Genomic DNA, 16,485 nt, shown 5'->3' on the forward strand with positions numbered 1-16,485 from the left:
GCCGGGCTAGCGCCCGGGCCGGGCGATGTTGCGCCGCAGCTTCGCGACCGGGCCGGTGTGGTTGGCCAGGGCCTGCGCACCGGCGGCGGGGCCGTCCGCCGGACCGGCCGGCTTCTGCGCCCGGTGCACGGCAACGATGCCGCCACTGAGGTTGCGGTAGCTGACGGACTCCCAGCCTGCTTCCTGCAGCCAGGCGGCCAGGTGGTCCTGATCCGGCCAGGCGCGGATGGATTCGGCGAGGTAGACGTAGGCGTCCGGGTTGGAGGAGACCTTGACGGCGATCGCGGGCAGCGCGCGCATCAGGTACTCGGTGTACATGGTTCGCCAGAGCGGCACCACGGGCTGGGAGAACTCGGCGATGACCAGCCGGCCGCCGGGCTTGGTGACCCTGAGCATCTCGGCGAGGGCCTTCTTGGGCTCGTTGACGTTGCGCAGGCCGAAGGAGATGGTGCTCGCGTCGAAGGTGTTGTCGGCGAACGGCAGCCGGGTGGCGTCGCCGGCGATGAAGTCGATGTCCGGGCGGCGGCGTTTGCCCACCTTCAGCATGCCCAGGGAGAAGTCGCAGGCGACGACGTCGACGCCGGCGTCCGCGTACGGCTCGCTGGAGGTGCCGGTTCCCGCGGCCAGGTCCAGCACCCGCTGGCCGGCCTTCACGTCCATGGCCTCGACGACGATCCGGCGCCAGCGCCGGGTCTGCCCCATCGACAGCACATCGTTGACGACGTCGTATTTAGGCGCGACGTCATCAAACATCGTGGCTACTTCGTCCGGACGCTTATCCAAGGATGCTCGGTTCACCCCGTCATTGTCTCAAAACTTCCACCCTCCCCCTAACCGCCGGACCGGGCAGAGGGCGGGACACGCGGGAGTAGTGTTGTCTCATCATGACGAGCGCGCCCGGCACCAGACATATCAGGACCCTGACAGTCCCCCTCGATGCTGATTCGTTCCCCGGGGGGCTGCCGTCATTTCTGGTCCGTGACGACGTGCTCTGCTGGACCCGCCGCGAGGCCGGACTGGTGGGCTTCGGCGAGGTGGACCGGTTCACGGCCACGGGCCCGGAGCGGTTCCTGGAGGCCGACATCTGGTGGCGCCACCTGGTCCTCGAGGCCGACGTTACCGACGCGGTGGAGTGCCCCGGCACCGGCCCGGTGGCCTTCGGATCCTTTGCCTTCTCCAAGGTTTCCGCGCACGAATCCCGGCTGATCATCCCCGAGGTCGTGGTGGGGCTGCGCGACGGGACGGCCTGGCTGACCCAGATCACCGCCGACGACGTCGAACTCACCGAGGCAGGCGCGCGCGCCGCCCTGAACCGCTGGCTGGACACCGCTCCGGAGCAGGAGCCGCAGGGCGACCGCGAGGCCAAGCTCAGCACCGGGGCGCTCAGCGAGACGGACTGGATGGCCGCCGTCGCCGCCGGCGTCGCCGAAATCCGCACCGGCGCCCTGGAGAAGCTGGTGCTGGCCCGGGACATCGTGGCCACCCTGCCCGACGGCGTGCACGCGGCCGCCATACTCCGCGAACTGGCCGTCCGGTACCGCGAGTGCTGGACCTACGGCGTGGACGGGCTGGTGGGCTCCACCCCCGAGATGCTGATCCAGGTGGAGGGCCGCACCGCGCAGGCCCGCGTGCTGGCCGGGACCCTGGACCGCCGGGACGCCGACGGCATCGAGGGCAGCCCGCTGGACTTCGCCGAACGGGTCCTGGCCGGGTCCGAGAAGCAGCGCCACGAGCACGACATCGCCATCGCGTCGCTGACCACCCAGCTGGCGCCGTTCTCCGAGGCCATGAACGCCCACAGCGAGCCCTTCATCCTGGAACTGCCCAACGTCTGGCACCTCGCCTCCGACGTGAAGGCCGAGCTGACCGAGGTGGAGGGCCACGTCCCCACCTGCCTGGCGCTGATCAATGCTCTGCATCCCACCGCGGCTGTCTGCGGCACCCCCACCACGGTGGCCGGGGCGCTCATCCGCGAGCTCGAGCACCTGGACCGCGGCCCGTACGCCGGTCCGGTGGGCTGGCTGGACGCGGCCGGCAACGGCGAGTGGGGCATCGCCCTGCGCGGCGCGGTGGTCGAGGGCCCGGACACGGTCCGGCTCTACGCCGGCTGCGGCGTGGTTGAGGGTTCGGTTCCGGAGATGGAGCTGGCCGAGACCTGGGCGAAGTTCCGGCCGATGCTGGAATCCCTCGGCATCGAGAGCTGAGCCCCGGTTCTTCAAGCGCACACGGGCGTAGCCGCTGGCGGCGGGAATCCGGCACACCGGCGCCGTGCACGGGAGGCCGGTGCACCGCCGTCGTATCCCTGGCTCACCAGGCGGCCGCCCGCCGCTACACCGAGAATCCGGGATTCCAGACATCTCCCCCGCGGTAATGGTTGCAAAAGCGTTCACTATAGTTATCCAATAGTGAAACTTAGTTTTCTGTGACGTACATCTCTTGTTCGGCGATACACTATGAACCGATTTAGTTCCCGGCTCCCCTGCAACAAAAGGTAAGAAAAAATGCAGATCTCCCGTTCGCTCCTGAGCGCCTCCACGCTCAAGGCCGCCACCGTCCTTGCCGTCGGTGCCCTGGCACTGTCCGCCTGCACCAACGCCTCCGAGACCGGGTCCGGCGCCGGCAGCCCCGCAGCCTCCGGCGCGTCGAAGGCCAGCTTCGACCCCACGACCGTGCAGAAGGACGATTCCCTGGCAGCTATGGTCCCCGCGGCCATCAAGTCGAAGGGCACCCTGACCATCGGCGCCGACACCAGCTACGCCCCGGCCGAATTCCTCGGCCCGGACGGCCAGACCCCGGTGGGCTACGACGTCGACATCGCCAAGGCGATCGGCGCGACCCTGGGCCTCAAGGTCCAGGTCCAGACCGCGGAATTCACCGGCATCCTCCCGGCGCTCGGCCCGAAGTACGACCTGGGCATCTCTTCCTTCACCATCAACAAGGAGCGCCTCGGCGCGGTGAACATGGTCAGCTACTTCAACGCCGGCACCGCCTGGGCAGTGAAGAAGGGCAACCCGAAGAGCTTCTCGCTCGATGACGTCTGCGGCAAGGCCATCGGCGTCCAGACCGGCACCGTGCAGGAAGACCCGGACCTCGCCGACCGCAACAAGAAGTGCACCGCCGAGGGCAAGAAGCCGATCGAAATCGTGACGCTGAAGAACCAGACCGACGTCACCACCCGCCTGGTCAACGGCAGCATCGACGCGATGGCCGCCGATTCCCCGATCATCGGCTACGCCCTGACCCAGACCAACGGCCAGCTCGAGAAGCTCGGCGACGTCTACGACGCCGCTCCGCAGGGCATCGCCGTCGCCAAGTCGGACACGGCCCTCGCGGACCTCGTCCAGAAGACCATGACCAAGCTGATCGCTGACGGGTCCTACAAGAAGATCCTCGAGGGCTGGGGCAACGCCGAAGGCGCCATCACCAAGTCCGAGCTCAACCCGGCGGCGTCGTCTTGAGCCTAACCGGCCACTCGGATGCTGCAATGAAGGACCGGAATGAGGAAGCACCGGTACTGAACAAGTCGGTACCGGTGCGCCACCCCGGCCGCTGGATCAGCGCCATCATCATCGGTGGCGCCCTGATCCTGCTGCTCCAGAGCCTCGTGACCAACCCCAACTTCCGCTGGGACGTCGTCGCCACCTACATCCTGGACGTCAAGGTGGTCCAGGGCGTGGGCTGGACCCTGCTCCTGACCGTCACCTCGATGGTCCTGGCGATCGTCCTGGCCATCCTGCTGGCGGTCATGCGGCAGTCCGACAACCCGGTGCTGCGCTACACCAGCTGGCTCTGGGTCTGGTTCTTCCGCGGCACCCCGGTCTACACCCAGCTGGTGTTCTGGGGCCTGGTCACCGTTCTCTACCCGGCCATCACCCTGGGCATCCCGTTCGGTCCGGAGCTGTTCAGCTACGCGCTCTCGGATCCCAGCAAGGGCCTGATCCCCGCGATCCTGGGCCTGGGCTTGAACGAGTCCGCGTACCTGGCCGAGATCTTCCGGGCCGGCCTGAAGTCCGTGGACCGGGGCCAGACCGAGGCCGCCGAGGCGCTCGGCATGTCCAAGGGCAAGATCATGTGGCGGATCATCCTGCCGCAGGCCATGCGGATCATCGTCCCGCCCACGGGCAACGAGACCATCGGCATGCTCAAGACCACCTCCCTGGTCCTGGCCGTGCCGTTCACCCTGGACCTGACCTTCGCCACCAACGCCCTGGCCAACCGGATCTACCTGCCGATCCCGCTGCTGATCGTCGCGGCCTTCTGGTACCTGCTGGTCACCAGCATCCTGATGGTGGGCCAGCATTACCTTGAGGCGTACTACGGCAAGGGCGTGGACAACCTGGCACCCGCCGCGGTGAATCCCGCGGCCGCCAAGGCCGCCGCGGCCGGCACGCCCGGCGCCGACGCGCAGCGGTCACTGAAAACGGACTTCCCCGAGGAGAGTGCCCGATGACGGCCATCGCCGAGAAGCCACTGGTCGAAATCCAGGGGCTGCACAAGTACTACGGCCACCATCATGTGCTGCGCGGCATCGACCTGACCGTCAACCAGGGCGAGGTCTCCGTGGTGATCGGACCGTCCGGTTCCGGCAAGTCCACCATGCTCCGCTGCGTGAACCTGCTGGAAACCATCAGCGCCGGCCGGATCTCGGTCGGCGGATCGCTGATCGGCTACCGCGAGGTCAACGGCCGCCTGCACGACCTCAAAGCCAAGGAGATCGCCGCCCAGCGCCGCGAGATCGGCATGGTCTTCCAGCGCTTCAACCTGTTCCCGCACAAGACTGCGCTGCAGAACGTGATGGAGGCTCCGGTCCAGGTCAAGGGCCAGCCGAAGGACGTCGCCAAAAAGCGGGCACTGGAGCTGCTGGACCGCGTCGGCCTGGCCGACCGGTCCGGGCACTACCCCTCGCAGCTTTCCGGCGGGCAGCAGCAGCGCGTGGCAATTGCCCGGGCGCTGGCCATGGATCCGGAGCTGATGCTCTTCGACGAGCCCACCTCGGCGCTGGACCCCGAGCTGGTGGGCGACGTGCTGAACGTGATGAAGGACCTCGCCAAGTCCGGCATGACCATGATCGTGGTGACCCACGAGATCGGTTTCGCCCGGGAGGTCGGTGACCGGCTGACGTTCATGGACGGCGGCGTCGTCGTCGAATCCGGCGACCCGCGCGAGGTGCTGTCCAACCCGCAGCACGCCCGCACCAAGGAGTTCCTGAGCCGGGTGCTCTAGGGTCCGGACGCGATTTCGCGCCGAAAAAGGACAGCCGCCCCGTGGATCCACGTGGCGGCTGTCCTTTTTCGTAGCGGAAACCGACTGCCGCAGCGGAATCCGCGGGCGGCGCGGAGCTACCCGCCGAGGGTGCCGGCGACGGCGGCGGCCACCGCCGTGCGGATGCTGCCGTGCAGGGCCCGCAGGCGCCGCCGGTCGGTCCGGACCTCGATGATGCTGCGGTCCTCCACCGGTTCGGCCAGGGCCGAGGCGAGCTCCGCCGTCGTGGTCACGGCCTTGTGCGGCACGCCGTAGGCCGCGGCGAGGGCAGACAGGTCCACGGTGTGCGGGGTGCCGAAGAGGCGTTCGACGGCGGTGCCGTAGCGGCCGGACTGGTCGATCCCGCCGTGTTCCAGCAGCCCGAAGATCGCGCCGCCGGCGTCGTTGAGGACCACGATCCGCAGCGCCGGGTCCTTCTCCCCCGCCCCGAGGAACAGGCCCCCGGCGTCGTGCAGGAACGTCACGTCGCCCAGCAGGACGGTGGTTTCCTGCCGCCCGCCGACGGCGACGCCGGTGGCGGTGGCCAGGGTGCCGTCGATCCCGGCGAGGCCGCGGTTGGCGAAGACCGTGGCCCGCGGTTCCTGCGGCGGGACACCGGCCAGGTCCACGTCGCGGATGCCGTTGGAGGAGCCCAGCACCAGCTGCCCGGAGGCGTGCTCCCAGACCTGGGCGCCGACGGCGGGACCGGTGGCCTCGGCAGTGCCGGCGAGAACGGAGTCCAGGGCGTGCTGTGCGGCGGCCCCGGCCAGCACCCAGGCGTCCAGCCAGGCGGCGGGTCCGCGGCCGGCGAACTCGGCCAGGTCCGCGAGGGTTTCCAACGGCAGCTCGGTCCGGCGGCCGGGTTCGTACCAGGCCACGGGCACCGGCTGGTAGAGGGCGGAGGGGACGTCGGCGCGGGCCAGCAACGCCGAGACCGGCCGGGACAGGGTGGGCCGGCCGAAGAGGACCACCCGTTCGATGGGCTGGGCCGCGTCCGGGCCGAAGTGCTCCAGCAAGAGCCGGTAGGGGCCAACGGCGTTGGGACCGAACCGGGCGTTGGAGGACGGTTCGGCCAGCAGCGGCAGTCCGTGGGCTCGGGCGAATGCCTCGGCGACGGGGCCGGCGTCGTGCCCGGCGAGGACCACGGTGCGCCGCTCCGGCAGGGCGGCGTCGGCGGCGGGGAAGTCCAGCGCGAGCGGGGTCCGCGGGGCGTGGTGGACCCGGCGGGCGGCGGGGTCGCCCATGCTTTCCCCCTCGGCGGGGACCAGCGGGTCCCGGAAGGCCAGGTTCAGCTGCACGGGGCCGGGCGGGATGTCCTCGAAGGCTCCGGTGGCGGCGCTGAGCGCGGTCTCCACCGCGCGGACCGGGTTGTCCCCGGCGGCCACGTCCACGGCGAACCGGACGTGCTCGCCGAACAGATCAGGCTGGATGGTGGTCTGGTTCGCGCCGGTGCCGCGCAGTTCGTCGGGCCGGTCGGCGGAGAGGACCACCAGTGGCGCGGCGGCGTGGTTGGCCTCCATGACGGCCGGCAGCAGGTTGCCGACGGCGGTCCCTGAGGTGGTGAGGACGGCGGCGGGGGCGCCGGTGGCGAGGGCCAGGCCCAGGGCGGTGAAGCCGGCGTCGCGTTCGTCGATCCGGACCAGCAGTTCCACGCGGCCGGCGGTGTCCGCCTCGGCCAGCGCGTACGCCATGGGCGCGGACCGGGAGCCGGGGGCGACGACGACGTACCGGACGCCGGCCCCGAGCAGGGCGGCCACGGCCATCCGCGCGCTCTCGACGGCGCCCAGTCCCCCGCCCTGGCTCACATGTTCTCCGGCGTCTCGATACCCAGCAGGTCCAGGCCCGCGCTCAGCCGGCGCAGCACCAGGCCGCAGAGGGCCAGCCGGGATTCCCGCACGCTGTCCTCGGCCTTGAGCACCGGGCACTGGTCGTAGAAGGAGGTGAACAGCTGTGCGAGCTCGAACAGGTAGGCGCAGAGCCGGTGTGGTTCGAGCAGCTCGGCGACCTTCCGCAGCGTGGCGTCGTACTCGAGCAGATGCAGAGCCAGGGCGCGTTCGGCGGGCTCGACGACGGCGATGGTCGCCGCCGGCACGGTCACGGCCGCGGCCTCGTGCTGCTCCAATGCCCCGGCCTTGCGGAGGATGGAGCGGATCCGGGCGGCGGCGTACTGGACGTAGGGGCCCGTGTTCCCGCTAAGGGCCAACATCCGGTCGAAGTCGAAGACGTACTCGGTGTCGTGGCCGGTGGAGAGGTCGGCGTACTTGACCGCCCCGATGCCCACCTGACGGGCGGTGACGGCGCGCTCCTCATCGCTGAGTTCCGGTCGGTTGGCGTCGATGACGGCGCGGGCCCGGTCCACGGCCTCCTGCAGCAGCGCCATCAGCTTGACCGGGTTGCCGGCGCGGGACTTCAGGATCTTGCCGTCCTCGCCCAGGACGTTGCCGATCTGGACGTGGGTGGCCTCGACGGTGTCCGGCAGCCAGCCGGCGTCGCGCGCGGTGGCCATGACCATGCGCAGGTGCACGTTCTGCGGGGCGCCGACGACGTAGAGCACCCGGTCCGCCTGCAGCTCGCGGACGCGGTAGCGAATGGTGGCCAGGTCGGTGGTGCCGTAACCGTACCCGCCGTCGGACTTGCGGATGATCAGCGGCAGCGGATCGCCCTCCCGGCCGGTGAAGCCGGCCGGGAAGGTGCAGAGCGCCCCCTCGCTGATCCGGGCGATGCCGCGTTCCTCGAGCTCCTGGCACAGCTGTGCCAGATGGGCGTCGTAGGAGCTTTCGCCGGCGATGTGGTCGTCGGTGAGGCTGATGCCCAGCATGGCGTAGATGGCATTGAAGTAGCGCTTGGACTGGGCCACGAGTCGTTCCCAGACGGCGAAAGTCTCCGGGTCCCCGCCCTGCAGGGCCACCACGCGCAGGCGTGCGCGGGTGGCGAAGCCGTCCGGTTCCTCGGTGGACGCGTCGAATTTGGCGCGCGCAGCCTGGTAGAAGGCGCTGGGGTCATCGACCAGCAGGGCGGCTTCGGGGGAATCCTCGCCCACCTCCAGCCAGTGTTCGATCAGCATGCCGAACGGGGTGCCCCAGTCGCCGATGTGGTTCTGGCGGATCACGGTGTGGCCGAGGGCCTCCATGACCCGGACCAGGCTGTCGCCCACCACGGTGGTCCGAAGGTGGCCGACGTGCATTTCCTTGGCGACGTTCGGGGAGGAGTAGTCGACGACGACGCGGTGCAGCGGACCGTGCCCGTCGCCCCCGGCGGCCTGCGCGGTGGGGGCGTTGAGCAGCTCCTCGATCCAGGTTCCGTCGAAGGTGAGGTTGATGAAGCCGGGGCCGGAGATCTCGACCAGGCTGCAGACCCCGTCCAGGTCCAGCGCGTCGACGATCCGGGCGGCGGCGTCCCGGGGCGGCAGTCCGACCTTGCGGGCCAGGGCCAGGGCGGCGTTGATCTGGATGTCCGCGAACTGCGAGGGGCGGATCACCGGGTCCGTTCCGCGGAACTCGTCGCCGAACGCGGTGGCAATCGCTGCCTGGACTCTGGGGACAACCATTTCGGCCGGATTATTCACACTGTTCAAATTATCAGTTCCGCCCCGTGCCAGACGCTCCCTCACATCCGGCCACTTCACCACCAACGCTCCCTCACATCCGGACCCGTGGGAACCGGACCTGAGGGAGCGTCCACAGGAATAGAGCCGGACGTGAGGGAGCGTCGGCAGTGGCGGAGGGGCTAGTTGCCGCCGCGGAAAACCTGGACCACCGACGGGCGGGGAATCCGGGCCTGGCCGGGCTTCGGCGACGCGCCGGCCGGCACGTAGTCCGGGAAGGCGGAGTGCTGGTCCGCGAAGGTGCCCTCCTCGCCCGGGTGCTGGACGGCGACGAAGACGCGGCGTTCGTCGTCGTGGATGACCGGCCCGCAGGTCTCGGCGTCCCGGGGCACCGCGAGGAACTGCTCCACCCGGCCGCGCTCGGGGCCGTCGAGGGTGACCTTGAACAGGCCGTCGGCGTATCCGGTGCTGGAGGGGGCGCCGTCGGTGGAGATCCACAGATTGCCGACCGAGTCGAAGGCCACGTTGTCCGGGCAGGAGATCGGTGAGACCTGGCTGGCCGGGAAGCCGGCGAAGTACGCGGACGGGTTCTTGGCGGGATCGCCGCAGACCATCAGCAGGTTCCACGTGAAGGATGTCGAGGCCTGGTCCCCGGTCTCGGAAATCTCGACGATGTGGCCGTCCCGGTTCATGGCGCGGGGGTTGACCTCGGTGGGGCCTTCCTTGCCGGCCTTTCCGCGGTCCGTGTTGTTCGTGCAGACCACGTAGACCTTGCCCGTGTGCAGGCTCGGCTGGACGTCCTCGCAGCGGTCCATCTTGGTGGGGCCCACCTTGTCCGCGGCGAGCCGGGTGTAGACGAGAACCTCTTCCACGCTCATCCCGGGGACCTTGGACTGGCCGCCCACCACCAGCGGCAGCCATTCACCGGCCCCGTCGAAGGCGCCGTCGGCCGGCAGGGCACCGGAGCCGTCGATCTCCGCCGCGGGCGAGTCGCCGGAGAACCGGGCGACGTAGAGGTCGCCCTCGGTGAGCAGGGTCATGTTGTGCGCCCGGTCGCCCTCCCGGTAGGTGTCCCGGGAGACGAACTTGTACAGGTAGTCGAAGCGTTCGTCGTCGCCCATGTAGGCGACGACGTGGCCCGAGGCGGCGACGATGACGTTGGCCCCTTCGTGCTTGAAGCGGCCCATCGCGGAGTGCTTGCGCGGCGTCGACGTCGGGTCCAGCGGGTCCACCTCGACGATCCAGCCGAAGCGGTTGGCCTCGTTCCCGAACCCGGGGTTGCGGGTGTCGAAGCGCGGGTCGTCAAGCTCCCACTGGCGGGCCGTGGGCTTGTTGGTCAGGCCGTAGCGCTTGTCCGCTGCGGACGTTCCCGCGGCGACGAAGTAGCCGTTGAAGTTCTCTTCGCCGGAGAGGATGGTCCCCCACGGGGTGGTGCCGCCGGAGCAGTTGCCCAGGGTTCCCCTGATGGTCCGTCCGGCGGGATCCGCGGCGGTGCGGACCAGGGCGGAGCCGGCGGCCGGTCCGGTCAGTGCGTACGCCGTGTCGGTCAGGAAGCGGCGGTTCCGGGGTGCGCCCTTGACGTAGGTCCAGGGTTTGGTGGTGTTCTGGCGCTCGAGTTCGACGACGGTGAGGCCGTGGGCGGCGCGGCCGATCGCCCGGGCCTCGGCGGGGTCGAAACCGGCGGGGAGCATGATGTTTTCGTTGGTGTACTCGTGGTTGGTGAAGAGCACGGCCCGGCGGTTCTTGGCGTCGATGGGCAGGATGTCCGTGTAGTCGTTGTTGTAGCCAAACTGGCGGGCCTGCGCCGCGGCGCTTTGGTGGTCCACGTCGAAGTCCGGCGCGTCGGCGAAGAGCGGATCACCCCACCGGATCACCGGCTGCCAGGTGAAACCGTCTGGGACGGTGAGGGCATCGACGGCGGCGTCCACCGGGGCGATGGCGGTGAATTGGAGTTTCGAGGGGCCGAAGCCTGCCTTCGCGGCGCCGGCCAGACTGGCACCCTTGCCCTCCGTGCCGGTGAGGGCGGCGTTGCCGAAGACGACGGCGAGCGCGCCGGCGGCCCCGAGCCCGAGGGCGGAGCGGCGGGACAGGGTGGCGGAGGCGATGTCGCGGAAGTAGGCGTTGGAGCTGGTGTTGCAGACTTCGCCGGAGCACGCGTTGTCGCACTTCAGGGCGCAGGTGACGGGGCTTCGCTTGCCCTTGGTGTGGCCGAGCATCGGCAGCAGCGGGAAGGGGCGTCCGGGACGTTCAGGCATGGCGGGCCTTTCGAGAGGGTGGGGTGCGGTACCGCCCACCCTGTCACCGGGACGCGACGTCCCGGCGGCCCGGCAGTGAAATTCCGGTGAACTTCCCCAATGAAACCTGGGAGCCTACCGAATGCTGGGAGCCTACCGGGCGCGGGTCAATTCCCCGTGCACCCGGCGGACGCGGGCCAGCCACCAGTCGCGGCGCTCCGGGGACGCCGCGTGCTCCTCCAGCAGGGCCGGGTCGGCGGCCACGTCGCGGAGGGCGATCGCGCCGTCGTCGGGCACCAGGGAGTCCCGGGCGACGTCGGCGGCCAGCAGCGACACGGTGCCCAGGCCGCACGCGTAGGGAAGCTCAGGGAGGCTGGCGGCGAGCGCCAGGCCCGCGCGGATGCCTACGGAGGTGTCAAGGGCGGAGCTGACGACGGCGGGGAGTCCCGCGGCGGCGACGATCTCGAGGGCGCGGCGCACTCCCCCGAGCGGGGCCACCTTCACCACGATCAGGTCCGCGGCACCGGCCCGGGCAACCTTGAGCGGGTCCTCTTCCTTCCGCACGCTCTCGTCGGCGGCGATCGGCACCGGCACGCCCGCGGCCCCGAGCCGGCGGCGCACCTCGGCGAGGCCGGCGATATCCGGGACGGGCTGCTCGGCGTACTCGAGGCCGACGCCGGCGAGCCGGGTCAAGGCGGCCACCGCGGAATCGACGTCCCAGCCGCCGTTGGCGTCGACCCGGACCGCGGCCTCCGGCAGGGCGGCCCGCACCGCCGCGACCCGGGCGGCGTCGTCCTCGAGCGTCTGCCCGGCCTCCGCTACCTTGATCTTGACGGCGTCCACGCGGCCGAAGCGGGCCAGGATCTCCGGGACCCGCGCCGCGGAGATGGCCGGGACCGTGGCATTGACCGGGATGCTGGTCCGCAGCGGCTCCGGGAAGCCGTGCCAGCCGGCTTCGATGGCGGCGGCGAGCCAGCGGGAGGACTCGGCGTCGCCGTACTCCGGGAACGGGGAGAACTCGGCCCAGCCGGCCGGGCCGTTGAACAGCAAGGCCTCACGGGTGGTGATCCCCCGGAACTTCACCCGCATGGGCAGGCTGACCACCCGGGCCGCGGCGAGGAGTTCGTCGAACCCGCCGGGGTTGAGCGGGAGCGGGGCGGGGTCCGGGGCGCTGGTGGGCATGGCTGTACTCTACCGGCGGCCACCACCCCGGGCCGTGCGTCACCGGGCACCTCCGCCCCTCGGCCCAGCGGAGTCAAAGGGTTCTGTGGGAACCTGTATGACGATGAGTTTTCGGTACAGGAGCACCAGCCACGCGCTGACGGCTGCCCTCTTCGTCGTCGCCACGCTCGGTTGCGCGGTGGCCCTGGCGGCCACCTATCTGTTCTTCGTGCGCACCACCACCGGGCAGTTCATTGACGAGTCCGCCCTCGTGGAGGCGGTGCAGCTCTATGGCACCGCCGGAAAGGCGGCCACCCAGTTTCTGGACTGGCTGCCCGCGCTCTCCCTGCTGATCGCCACGCTGGTGGTCCTGGTGGTCACCGTGGTGAAGCGGCGCTGGGCGGCCGCGGGAATCGCCGTCGCCGCCGCCGTGGGCGCGAACCTGACCACCCAGCTGATCAAGAATCTGGTGCCGGACCGGCCCTACCGCGGGATCGAGACGCTGGAGCTAAATTCGCTGCCGTCCGGGCACACCACGCTGGCCGCGTCCGCCGCGGCCGCGGTGTTCCTGATGTCCTCGCCGCGGTGGCGGCCGCTGGCCGGGTTCCTCGGCGGCACCTTCGCCGTCGCCACCGGGGTCTCGACGCTGATCAACCAGTGGCACCGCCCGGCCGATGTCGTGGCCGCCTTCCTGGTGGTGGGCATGTTCACCCTGCCGGCCGGGTGGCTGGTCATGCGCACCGGCCCGCGGTGGAACGGCTGGGAGGGGTACAACCGGCACTGGGCCTCGGTCCGGCTGTGGGTGGCGCTGCCGGTGCTCGCCGGGCTGGCCTCGGCTGTGGTGGCGGCGTACTCGCTGTTGAAGATCGCGCCCGGCCCGGGCCAGGAAGGCAGCACCACCAACTACTTCTGGGCCGGCACGGCGCTGATCGTCATCACCGGGTACCTCGCCACGGTGGCGGGCGTGTGGCTCTTCGGCCACGCCGCGCTCCGCCTGCGGCCGCGGCCGCAGCCGCGGCGCCAGCGCACTCCGGGACGGCGGCCCGTTCAGTAGTTCCGGCGATGCTTCAGCCGGGGGATGGTGATGGCGAAGACGACGGCGGCGGCGAAGCCCAGCACGCCCGTGGACGCCACGCCGGCGCCGAGTGAGGCCAGGGCGGTGACGCCGGAGAGCAGCACGGGCCCGCCGGTGGACCCGGCGTCGGCCATGAACCGCCAGATCCCCAGGAACTGTCCGCGGCCGTTGTCGGGTGAAAAGTCGGCGCCCAGGGTCATGTTCAGCCCGGAGCTGATGCCGTTGCCGAAGCCGATCAGCAGCGAGGACAGCAGCAACCCGACGAACCCGGCGCTCAGGGGGATCAGCAGCATCGCGGTGCCCATGATGAGCGTGGACGGGATGGCCACCCACTGCCGGCCCTTGCGGTCCATGAGCTTGCCGGCCGGGTAGAACACCAGCATGTCGATCGCACCGGAGATGCCGTAGATCAGCGACGCCTGGGTCGCATCGAGGCCCAGGTGCTCGGACCAGAGCGGGATCACCACCTGCCGGGAGGCCCGCAGCGCGCTGAGCAGCAGCACACCCATGCCCACGGTGAGGAAGACGCCGGCGTGCGAAGCCGCGACGCTGCGCATGGTGACCGCCTGCACGGGAGCGCCGTCGACGTCCGCGGCCGGGGTTTCGAGGTCGGGGATGGTCAGTGACAGTGCGGCCGCGGCGGCCATGCCGACGACGCCGGCCCAGTACGCGGCGGGGATGCCGCCGAACTGCATAACGGCGGCGCCAATGAACGGGCCGATGAAGATGCCGATCCGGTTCACGCCGCCCAGGCTCGACAGGGCGCGGGCGCGGAGGACCACCGGGACGGCCTCGGTGAGGTACTTCTGCCGGGCCAGGCTGAAGACGCTGGCGGCCATCCCGACCACCACCATCGACGCGGCCAGCAGCCAGAGTCCGTGCGGCGCGAACGGGGCCAGGGCGGCCCCCACGAGGGCGACGGCGCTGGCGGCGGCGGCGCCGACGATCGCCCAGCGTTCGCCGAAGCGGAGGGTGATCACAGATGCCGGCAGGTTGAAGAACCAGGAGCCCAACCCGATCAGCGTGACGATCAGCGCGGCGACGGCCACGGAGGCGCCGAGGTCGCGGGCGGAGAGGGCCACCACCGGCAAGATCGCCCCCTCGCCAAAGCTGAACAGCAGGGCCGGCCCGAACGCGGGAACGGCGATGCTGCGGAGGCTGAAGGGGGCGGTCTCTGTGCTGGTCATCCCCTTCATCCTAGGTCCGGGGCACCGGCCGGGAGGGTGTCCGGCGGTGTGTGACATCCGCCATGGAAGGTGTCCGGGCCCTCGGGCGCTTTACCCGTCGAAGTGGGTGTGGACCTCGTGGGAGGTGACGCTGCCGAGAATGTCCGCGGCGACCACCCGCAGTTTCTGGTTGCGGTTGCTGGAGACGCTGGTGAGGATCCGCATCGCCTCGTCCTGGGAGCAGCGGTTCTGCGCCATCACCACGCCGCAGGCCAGGTCGATGGTGGTGCGGTGTTCCATGGCGGCCTGCAGGTCCTCGGCCCGGCCCTGGGCGGTGCCGATCCGGACGGCCAGCCGCAGCGCCCGGCCGGCGATGTCGGCCAGCCCGGCGGCCTCGGAGACCACCTCGGTGGTGAAGACGCCGGTGGCGGGGGCGAAGAAGTTCAGGGCGGCGGTGGAGTCATCGCCGATTTCGAGCGGGACGCCCAGGCTGCTGCGGCAGCCGTGGGCTGCCAACTGCTTCTGGTACTCCGGCCAGCGCGGGTCCGTCACGACGTCTGCCAGCAGGATGACCTTCTTGGTCCGCAGCGCCTCGATGCAGGGTCCGTCGCCCAGGCTTTGCTCGATCTGGTCGAGGGCGACGGCGGTGCTGCTGGAGCCGGCCACGGTCATGGTTTTCCGGCGCCGCTGCAGCGTGACGCCGCATTCGATGTCGGTGCCGGCGAAGTGGGTCAGCGTCGACGCGGCGAATTCCGAAAGGCCGTCCAGGAAGTCCTCTACGGTTTCGGTTCCTGCAACAAGCTCCTGCAGGTGGGCGGTGGCGTCGTCCCCGACGTAGTTGCTCATGGCCTAAATGTAGCGGCTAAACGTACCCGTCCACGATTGCGGCCGCAATCTCCCGGTAGGCACGGCGGGTCTCGGGGCGCAGCGCGTCCAGGGTAACCAGGTCGCCGTCGGCCACGCCGCGGTCGTGCGGCACCGCGATCAGCTGCCGGCAGATGCCGGAGAGGTGGTCCTCGATGGCGTCCTTGTCCACGCGGGAGGACACCTCGTCCTTGTCCGTGATGACCACGACGGCGTTGCGCGCCAGGTCCTCGTAGCCGTGGTCGGCCAGCCAGTGGAGGGTACTGCGGGCCCGCTTGGCGCCGCTGACCGCGTAGCCGGCGGCGATGATGAGGTTGTCCGCGGACTGCAGGATCCCGCTCATGGCGTTGTGGGTGACACCGGTGCCGCAGTCCGTGAGGGCCACGGAGTAGTAGCCGGAGATCAGCTTGCGGATGCGCAGGTATTCCTCGGCGGTGAGCGAATCGGAAACTTCCGGGTCCTGCTCGCCGGCGATCAGGTGCAGCCGGCCGGCGTGGTGCATGTAGCGGGCCAGGGCGGTCAGCGAATCGATCGAGTCGACGTTGCGGAGCAGGTCGCTGATGGTCCGCGGGGTCTGCTGCTGGTAGATGCCCTCGCCCAGCGCCCGTTCCACCAGGTCGCCGGAGTCCGGGTTGGCGTCGATGGCGCAGGGCGGATCGCCCCGGTATTCGGCCAGGGTCAGCCCGACGCCCACGGTGGTGGAGGTCTTACCGATGCCGCCCTTGAGGCTCAGCACGGCGGTGTTGTAGCTGCCCTGCAGCTGGCGGGAGATGCGGCGGGCAAGCTCGTCCTCCTCGCGCTGCTTGGCGCTGGGGCCGAGGTTCAGGCTGCCGCCGGTGAGCTTATAGAGCGCACCCCGCAGGCCGCCGACGGGCCGGGGCTTCTGTTCGCGGACGAACAGGCCCGGGGAACTGATGAAGTCCGGGGCGGGTTCGCTCAGGGCCGCGGCGCGCAGCCCGGCCCTGGTGGCCCGTGCGGGCGGCGGCGGGACGGTGCCGGATTCCCTGGCGGGTTCGGCGGGGTGGAGTTCGTCCGCCTCGTCCAGGTCTGCCGGTTCCGCGGCCGGGGCTGCCGACGACGGCGGCGCGACGGGCTGGCGGGGCGTGGCAGGCTGCTGGGCGGGCTGTTCGGGTGCGAGCCGCCGGAAGGACGGCTGGCCGGCGTCCGGCTGCTGGGCCCGAACCGGGCCCAGCCCCATCA

General features: G+C 70.5%; 13 protein-coding genes. 5 read left to right on the top strand and 8 right to left on the bottom strand.

Annotated elements, in window-relative coordinates:
* Positions 1-6 precede the first annotated feature (6 nt).
* Positions 7-798: a demethylmenaquinone methyltransferase gene (locus AB0305_RS05745; RefSeq protein WP_364133627.1), complete on the bottom strand. Its 792-nt coding sequence runs from the start codon at positions 796-798 to the stop codon at positions 7-9.
* Between the two features lie 86 nt (positions 799-884).
* Here AB0305_RS05745 and AB0305_RS05750 point away from each other — a divergent pair, with 86 nt between their 5' ends.
* From AB0305_RS05750 to AB0305_RS05765, 4 genes are all read left to right on the top strand, one after another.
* Positions 885-2,204, top strand: coding sequence for an isochorismate synthase (locus AB0305_RS05750; protein ID WP_364133630.1), 1,320 nt, complete (start codon positions 885-887; stop codon positions 2,202-2,204).
* Positions 2,205-2,501: 297 nt separating this feature from the next.
* Positions 2,502-3,458 (top strand): ABC transporter substrate-binding protein, encoded by a 957-nt coding sequence (locus tag AB0305_RS05755; protein WP_364133632.1) that lies wholly within the window; start codon positions 2,502-2,504, stop codon positions 3,456-3,458.
* A 26-nt stretch (positions 3,459-3,484) separates the two neighbouring features.
* A complete protein-coding gene (locus AB0305_RS05760) occupies positions 3,485-4,450 on the top strand; it encodes an amino acid ABC transporter permease (protein WP_364133635.1) in 966 nt (321 codons plus the stop codon).
* Positions 4,447-5,223, top strand: a complete 777-nt coding sequence (locus AB0305_RS05765; RefSeq protein WP_290256060.1) for an amino acid ABC transporter ATP-binding protein — start codon at positions 4,447-4,449, stop codon at positions 5,221-5,223. Before AB0305_RS05760 ends, AB0305_RS05765 begins: the two co-directional genes overlap by 4 nt.
* A gap of 116 nt (positions 5,224-5,339) precedes the next feature.
* Here AB0305_RS05765 and menD read toward each other — a convergent pair whose 3' ends face one another.
* From menD to AB0305_RS05785, 4 genes are all read right to left on the bottom strand, one after another.
* Positions 5,340-7,004 carry a 2-succinyl-5-enolpyruvyl-6-hydroxy-3-cyclohexene-1-carboxylic-acid synthase gene (menD, locus tag AB0305_RS05770; RefSeq protein WP_364134658.1) on the bottom strand — a complete coding sequence of 555 codons (1,665 nt, stop codon included), beginning with the start codon at positions 7,002-7,004 and terminating at the stop codon, positions 5,340-5,342.
* Between the two features lie 38 nt (positions 7,005-7,042).
* Complete coding sequence (gene argS, locus AB0305_RS05775) at positions 7,043-8,788, bottom strand: arginine--tRNA ligase (RefSeq protein ID WP_364133638.1); 1,746 nt, start codon at positions 8,786-8,788, stop codon at positions 7,043-7,045.
* Positions 8,789-8,967: 179 nt separating this feature from the next.
* Positions 8,968-11,040 (bottom strand): PhoX family phosphatase, encoded by a 2,073-nt coding sequence (locus tag AB0305_RS05780; RefSeq protein ID WP_364133640.1) that lies wholly within the window; start codon positions 11,038-11,040, stop codon positions 8,968-8,970.
* Positions 11,041-11,172: 132 nt separating this feature from the next.
* Positions 11,173-12,201 carry an o-succinylbenzoate synthase gene (locus AB0305_RS05785; RefSeq protein WP_364133643.1) on the bottom strand — a complete coding sequence of 343 codons (1,029 nt, stop codon included), beginning with the start codon at positions 12,199-12,201 and terminating at the stop codon, positions 11,173-11,175.
* A gap of 97 nt (positions 12,202-12,298) precedes the next feature.
* Here AB0305_RS05785 and AB0305_RS05790 point away from each other — a divergent pair, with 97 nt between their 5' ends.
* The gene (locus tag AB0305_RS05790; protein ID WP_364133645.1) at positions 12,299-13,234 is read left to right on the top strand and encodes a phosphatase PAP2 family protein; all 936 of its coding nucleotides are present in this window, start codon (positions 12,299-12,301) and stop codon (positions 13,232-13,234) included.
* Here AB0305_RS05790 and AB0305_RS05795 read toward each other — a convergent pair.
* The 3 genes from AB0305_RS05795 to AB0305_RS05805 all read right to left on the bottom strand — a co-directional run bounded on the left by AB0305_RS05795 (position 13,228) and on the right by AB0305_RS05805 (position 16,483).
* Positions 13,228-14,442 carry an MFS transporter gene (locus tag AB0305_RS05795; protein WP_364133648.1) on the bottom strand — a complete coding sequence of 405 codons (1,215 nt, stop codon included), beginning with the start codon at positions 14,440-14,442 and terminating at the stop codon, positions 13,228-13,230. The two genes, AB0305_RS05790 and AB0305_RS05795, sit on opposite strands and share 7 nt — an antisense overlap.
* A 90-nt stretch (positions 14,443-14,532) precedes the next feature.
* Positions 14,533-15,267 carry a GAF and ANTAR domain-containing protein gene (locus AB0305_RS05800; RefSeq protein WP_364133653.1) on the bottom strand — a complete coding sequence of 245 codons (735 nt, stop codon included), beginning with the start codon at positions 15,265-15,267 and terminating at the stop codon, positions 14,533-14,535.
* A 16-nt stretch (positions 15,268-15,283) separates the two neighbouring features.
* Positions 15,284-16,483 (bottom strand): MinD/ParA family protein, encoded by a 1,200-nt coding sequence (locus AB0305_RS05805; RefSeq protein WP_366172014.1) that lies wholly within the window; start codon positions 16,481-16,483, stop codon positions 15,284-15,286.
* Positions 16,484-16,485: the final 2 nt, after the last annotated feature.

The organism is Arthrobacter sp. NPDC080086, assembly GCF_040702285.1.

Bases quoted from the DNA above. Each gene is read 5' to 3' on its own strand.
- AB0305_RS05750 (WP_364133630.1), top strand. From the start codon at position 885: ATGACGAGCGCGCCCGGCACCAGACATATCAGGACCCTGACAGTCCCC.
- AB0305_RS05755 (WP_364133632.1), top strand. From the start codon at position 2,502: ATGCAGATCTCCCGTTCGCTCCTGAGCGCCTCCACGCTCAAGGCCGCC.
- AB0305_RS05760 (WP_364133635.1), top strand. From the start codon at position 3,485: ATGAAGGACCGGAATGAGGAAGCACCGGTACTGAACAAGTCGGTACCG.
- AB0305_RS05765 (WP_290256060.1), top strand. From the start codon at position 4,447: ATGACGGCCATCGCCGAGAAGCCACTGGTCGAAATCCAGGGGCTGCAC.
- menD (WP_364134658.1), bottom strand. From the start codon at position 7,004: ATGGCCGTGGCCGCCCTGCTCGGGGCCGGCGTCCGGTACGTCGTCGTC.
- argS (WP_364133638.1), bottom strand. From the start codon at position 8,788: ATGGTTGTCCCCAGAGTCCAGGCAGCGATTGCCACCGCGTTCGGCGAC.
- AB0305_RS05780 (WP_364133640.1), bottom strand. From the start codon at position 11,040: ATGCCTGAACGTCCCGGACGCCCCTTCCCGCTGCTGCCGATGCTCGGC.
- AB0305_RS05785 (WP_364133643.1), bottom strand. From the start codon at position 12,201: ATGCCCACCAGCGCCCCGGACCCCGCCCCGCTCCCGCTCAACCCCGGC.
- AB0305_RS05790 (WP_364133645.1), top strand. From the start codon at position 12,299: ATGACGATGAGTTTTCGGTACAGGAGCACCAGCCACGCGCTGACGGCT.
- AB0305_RS05795 (WP_364133648.1), bottom strand. From the start codon at position 14,442: ATGACCAGCACAGAGACCGCCCCCTTCAGCCTCCGCAGCATCGCCGTT.
- AB0305_RS05800 (WP_364133653.1), bottom strand. From the start codon at position 15,267: ATGAGCAACTACGTCGGGGACGACGCCACCGCCCACCTGCAGGAGCTT.
- AB0305_RS05805 (WP_366172014.1), bottom strand. From the start codon at position 16,483: ATGGGGCTGGGCCCGGTTCGGGCCCAGCAGCCGGACGCCGGCCAGCCG.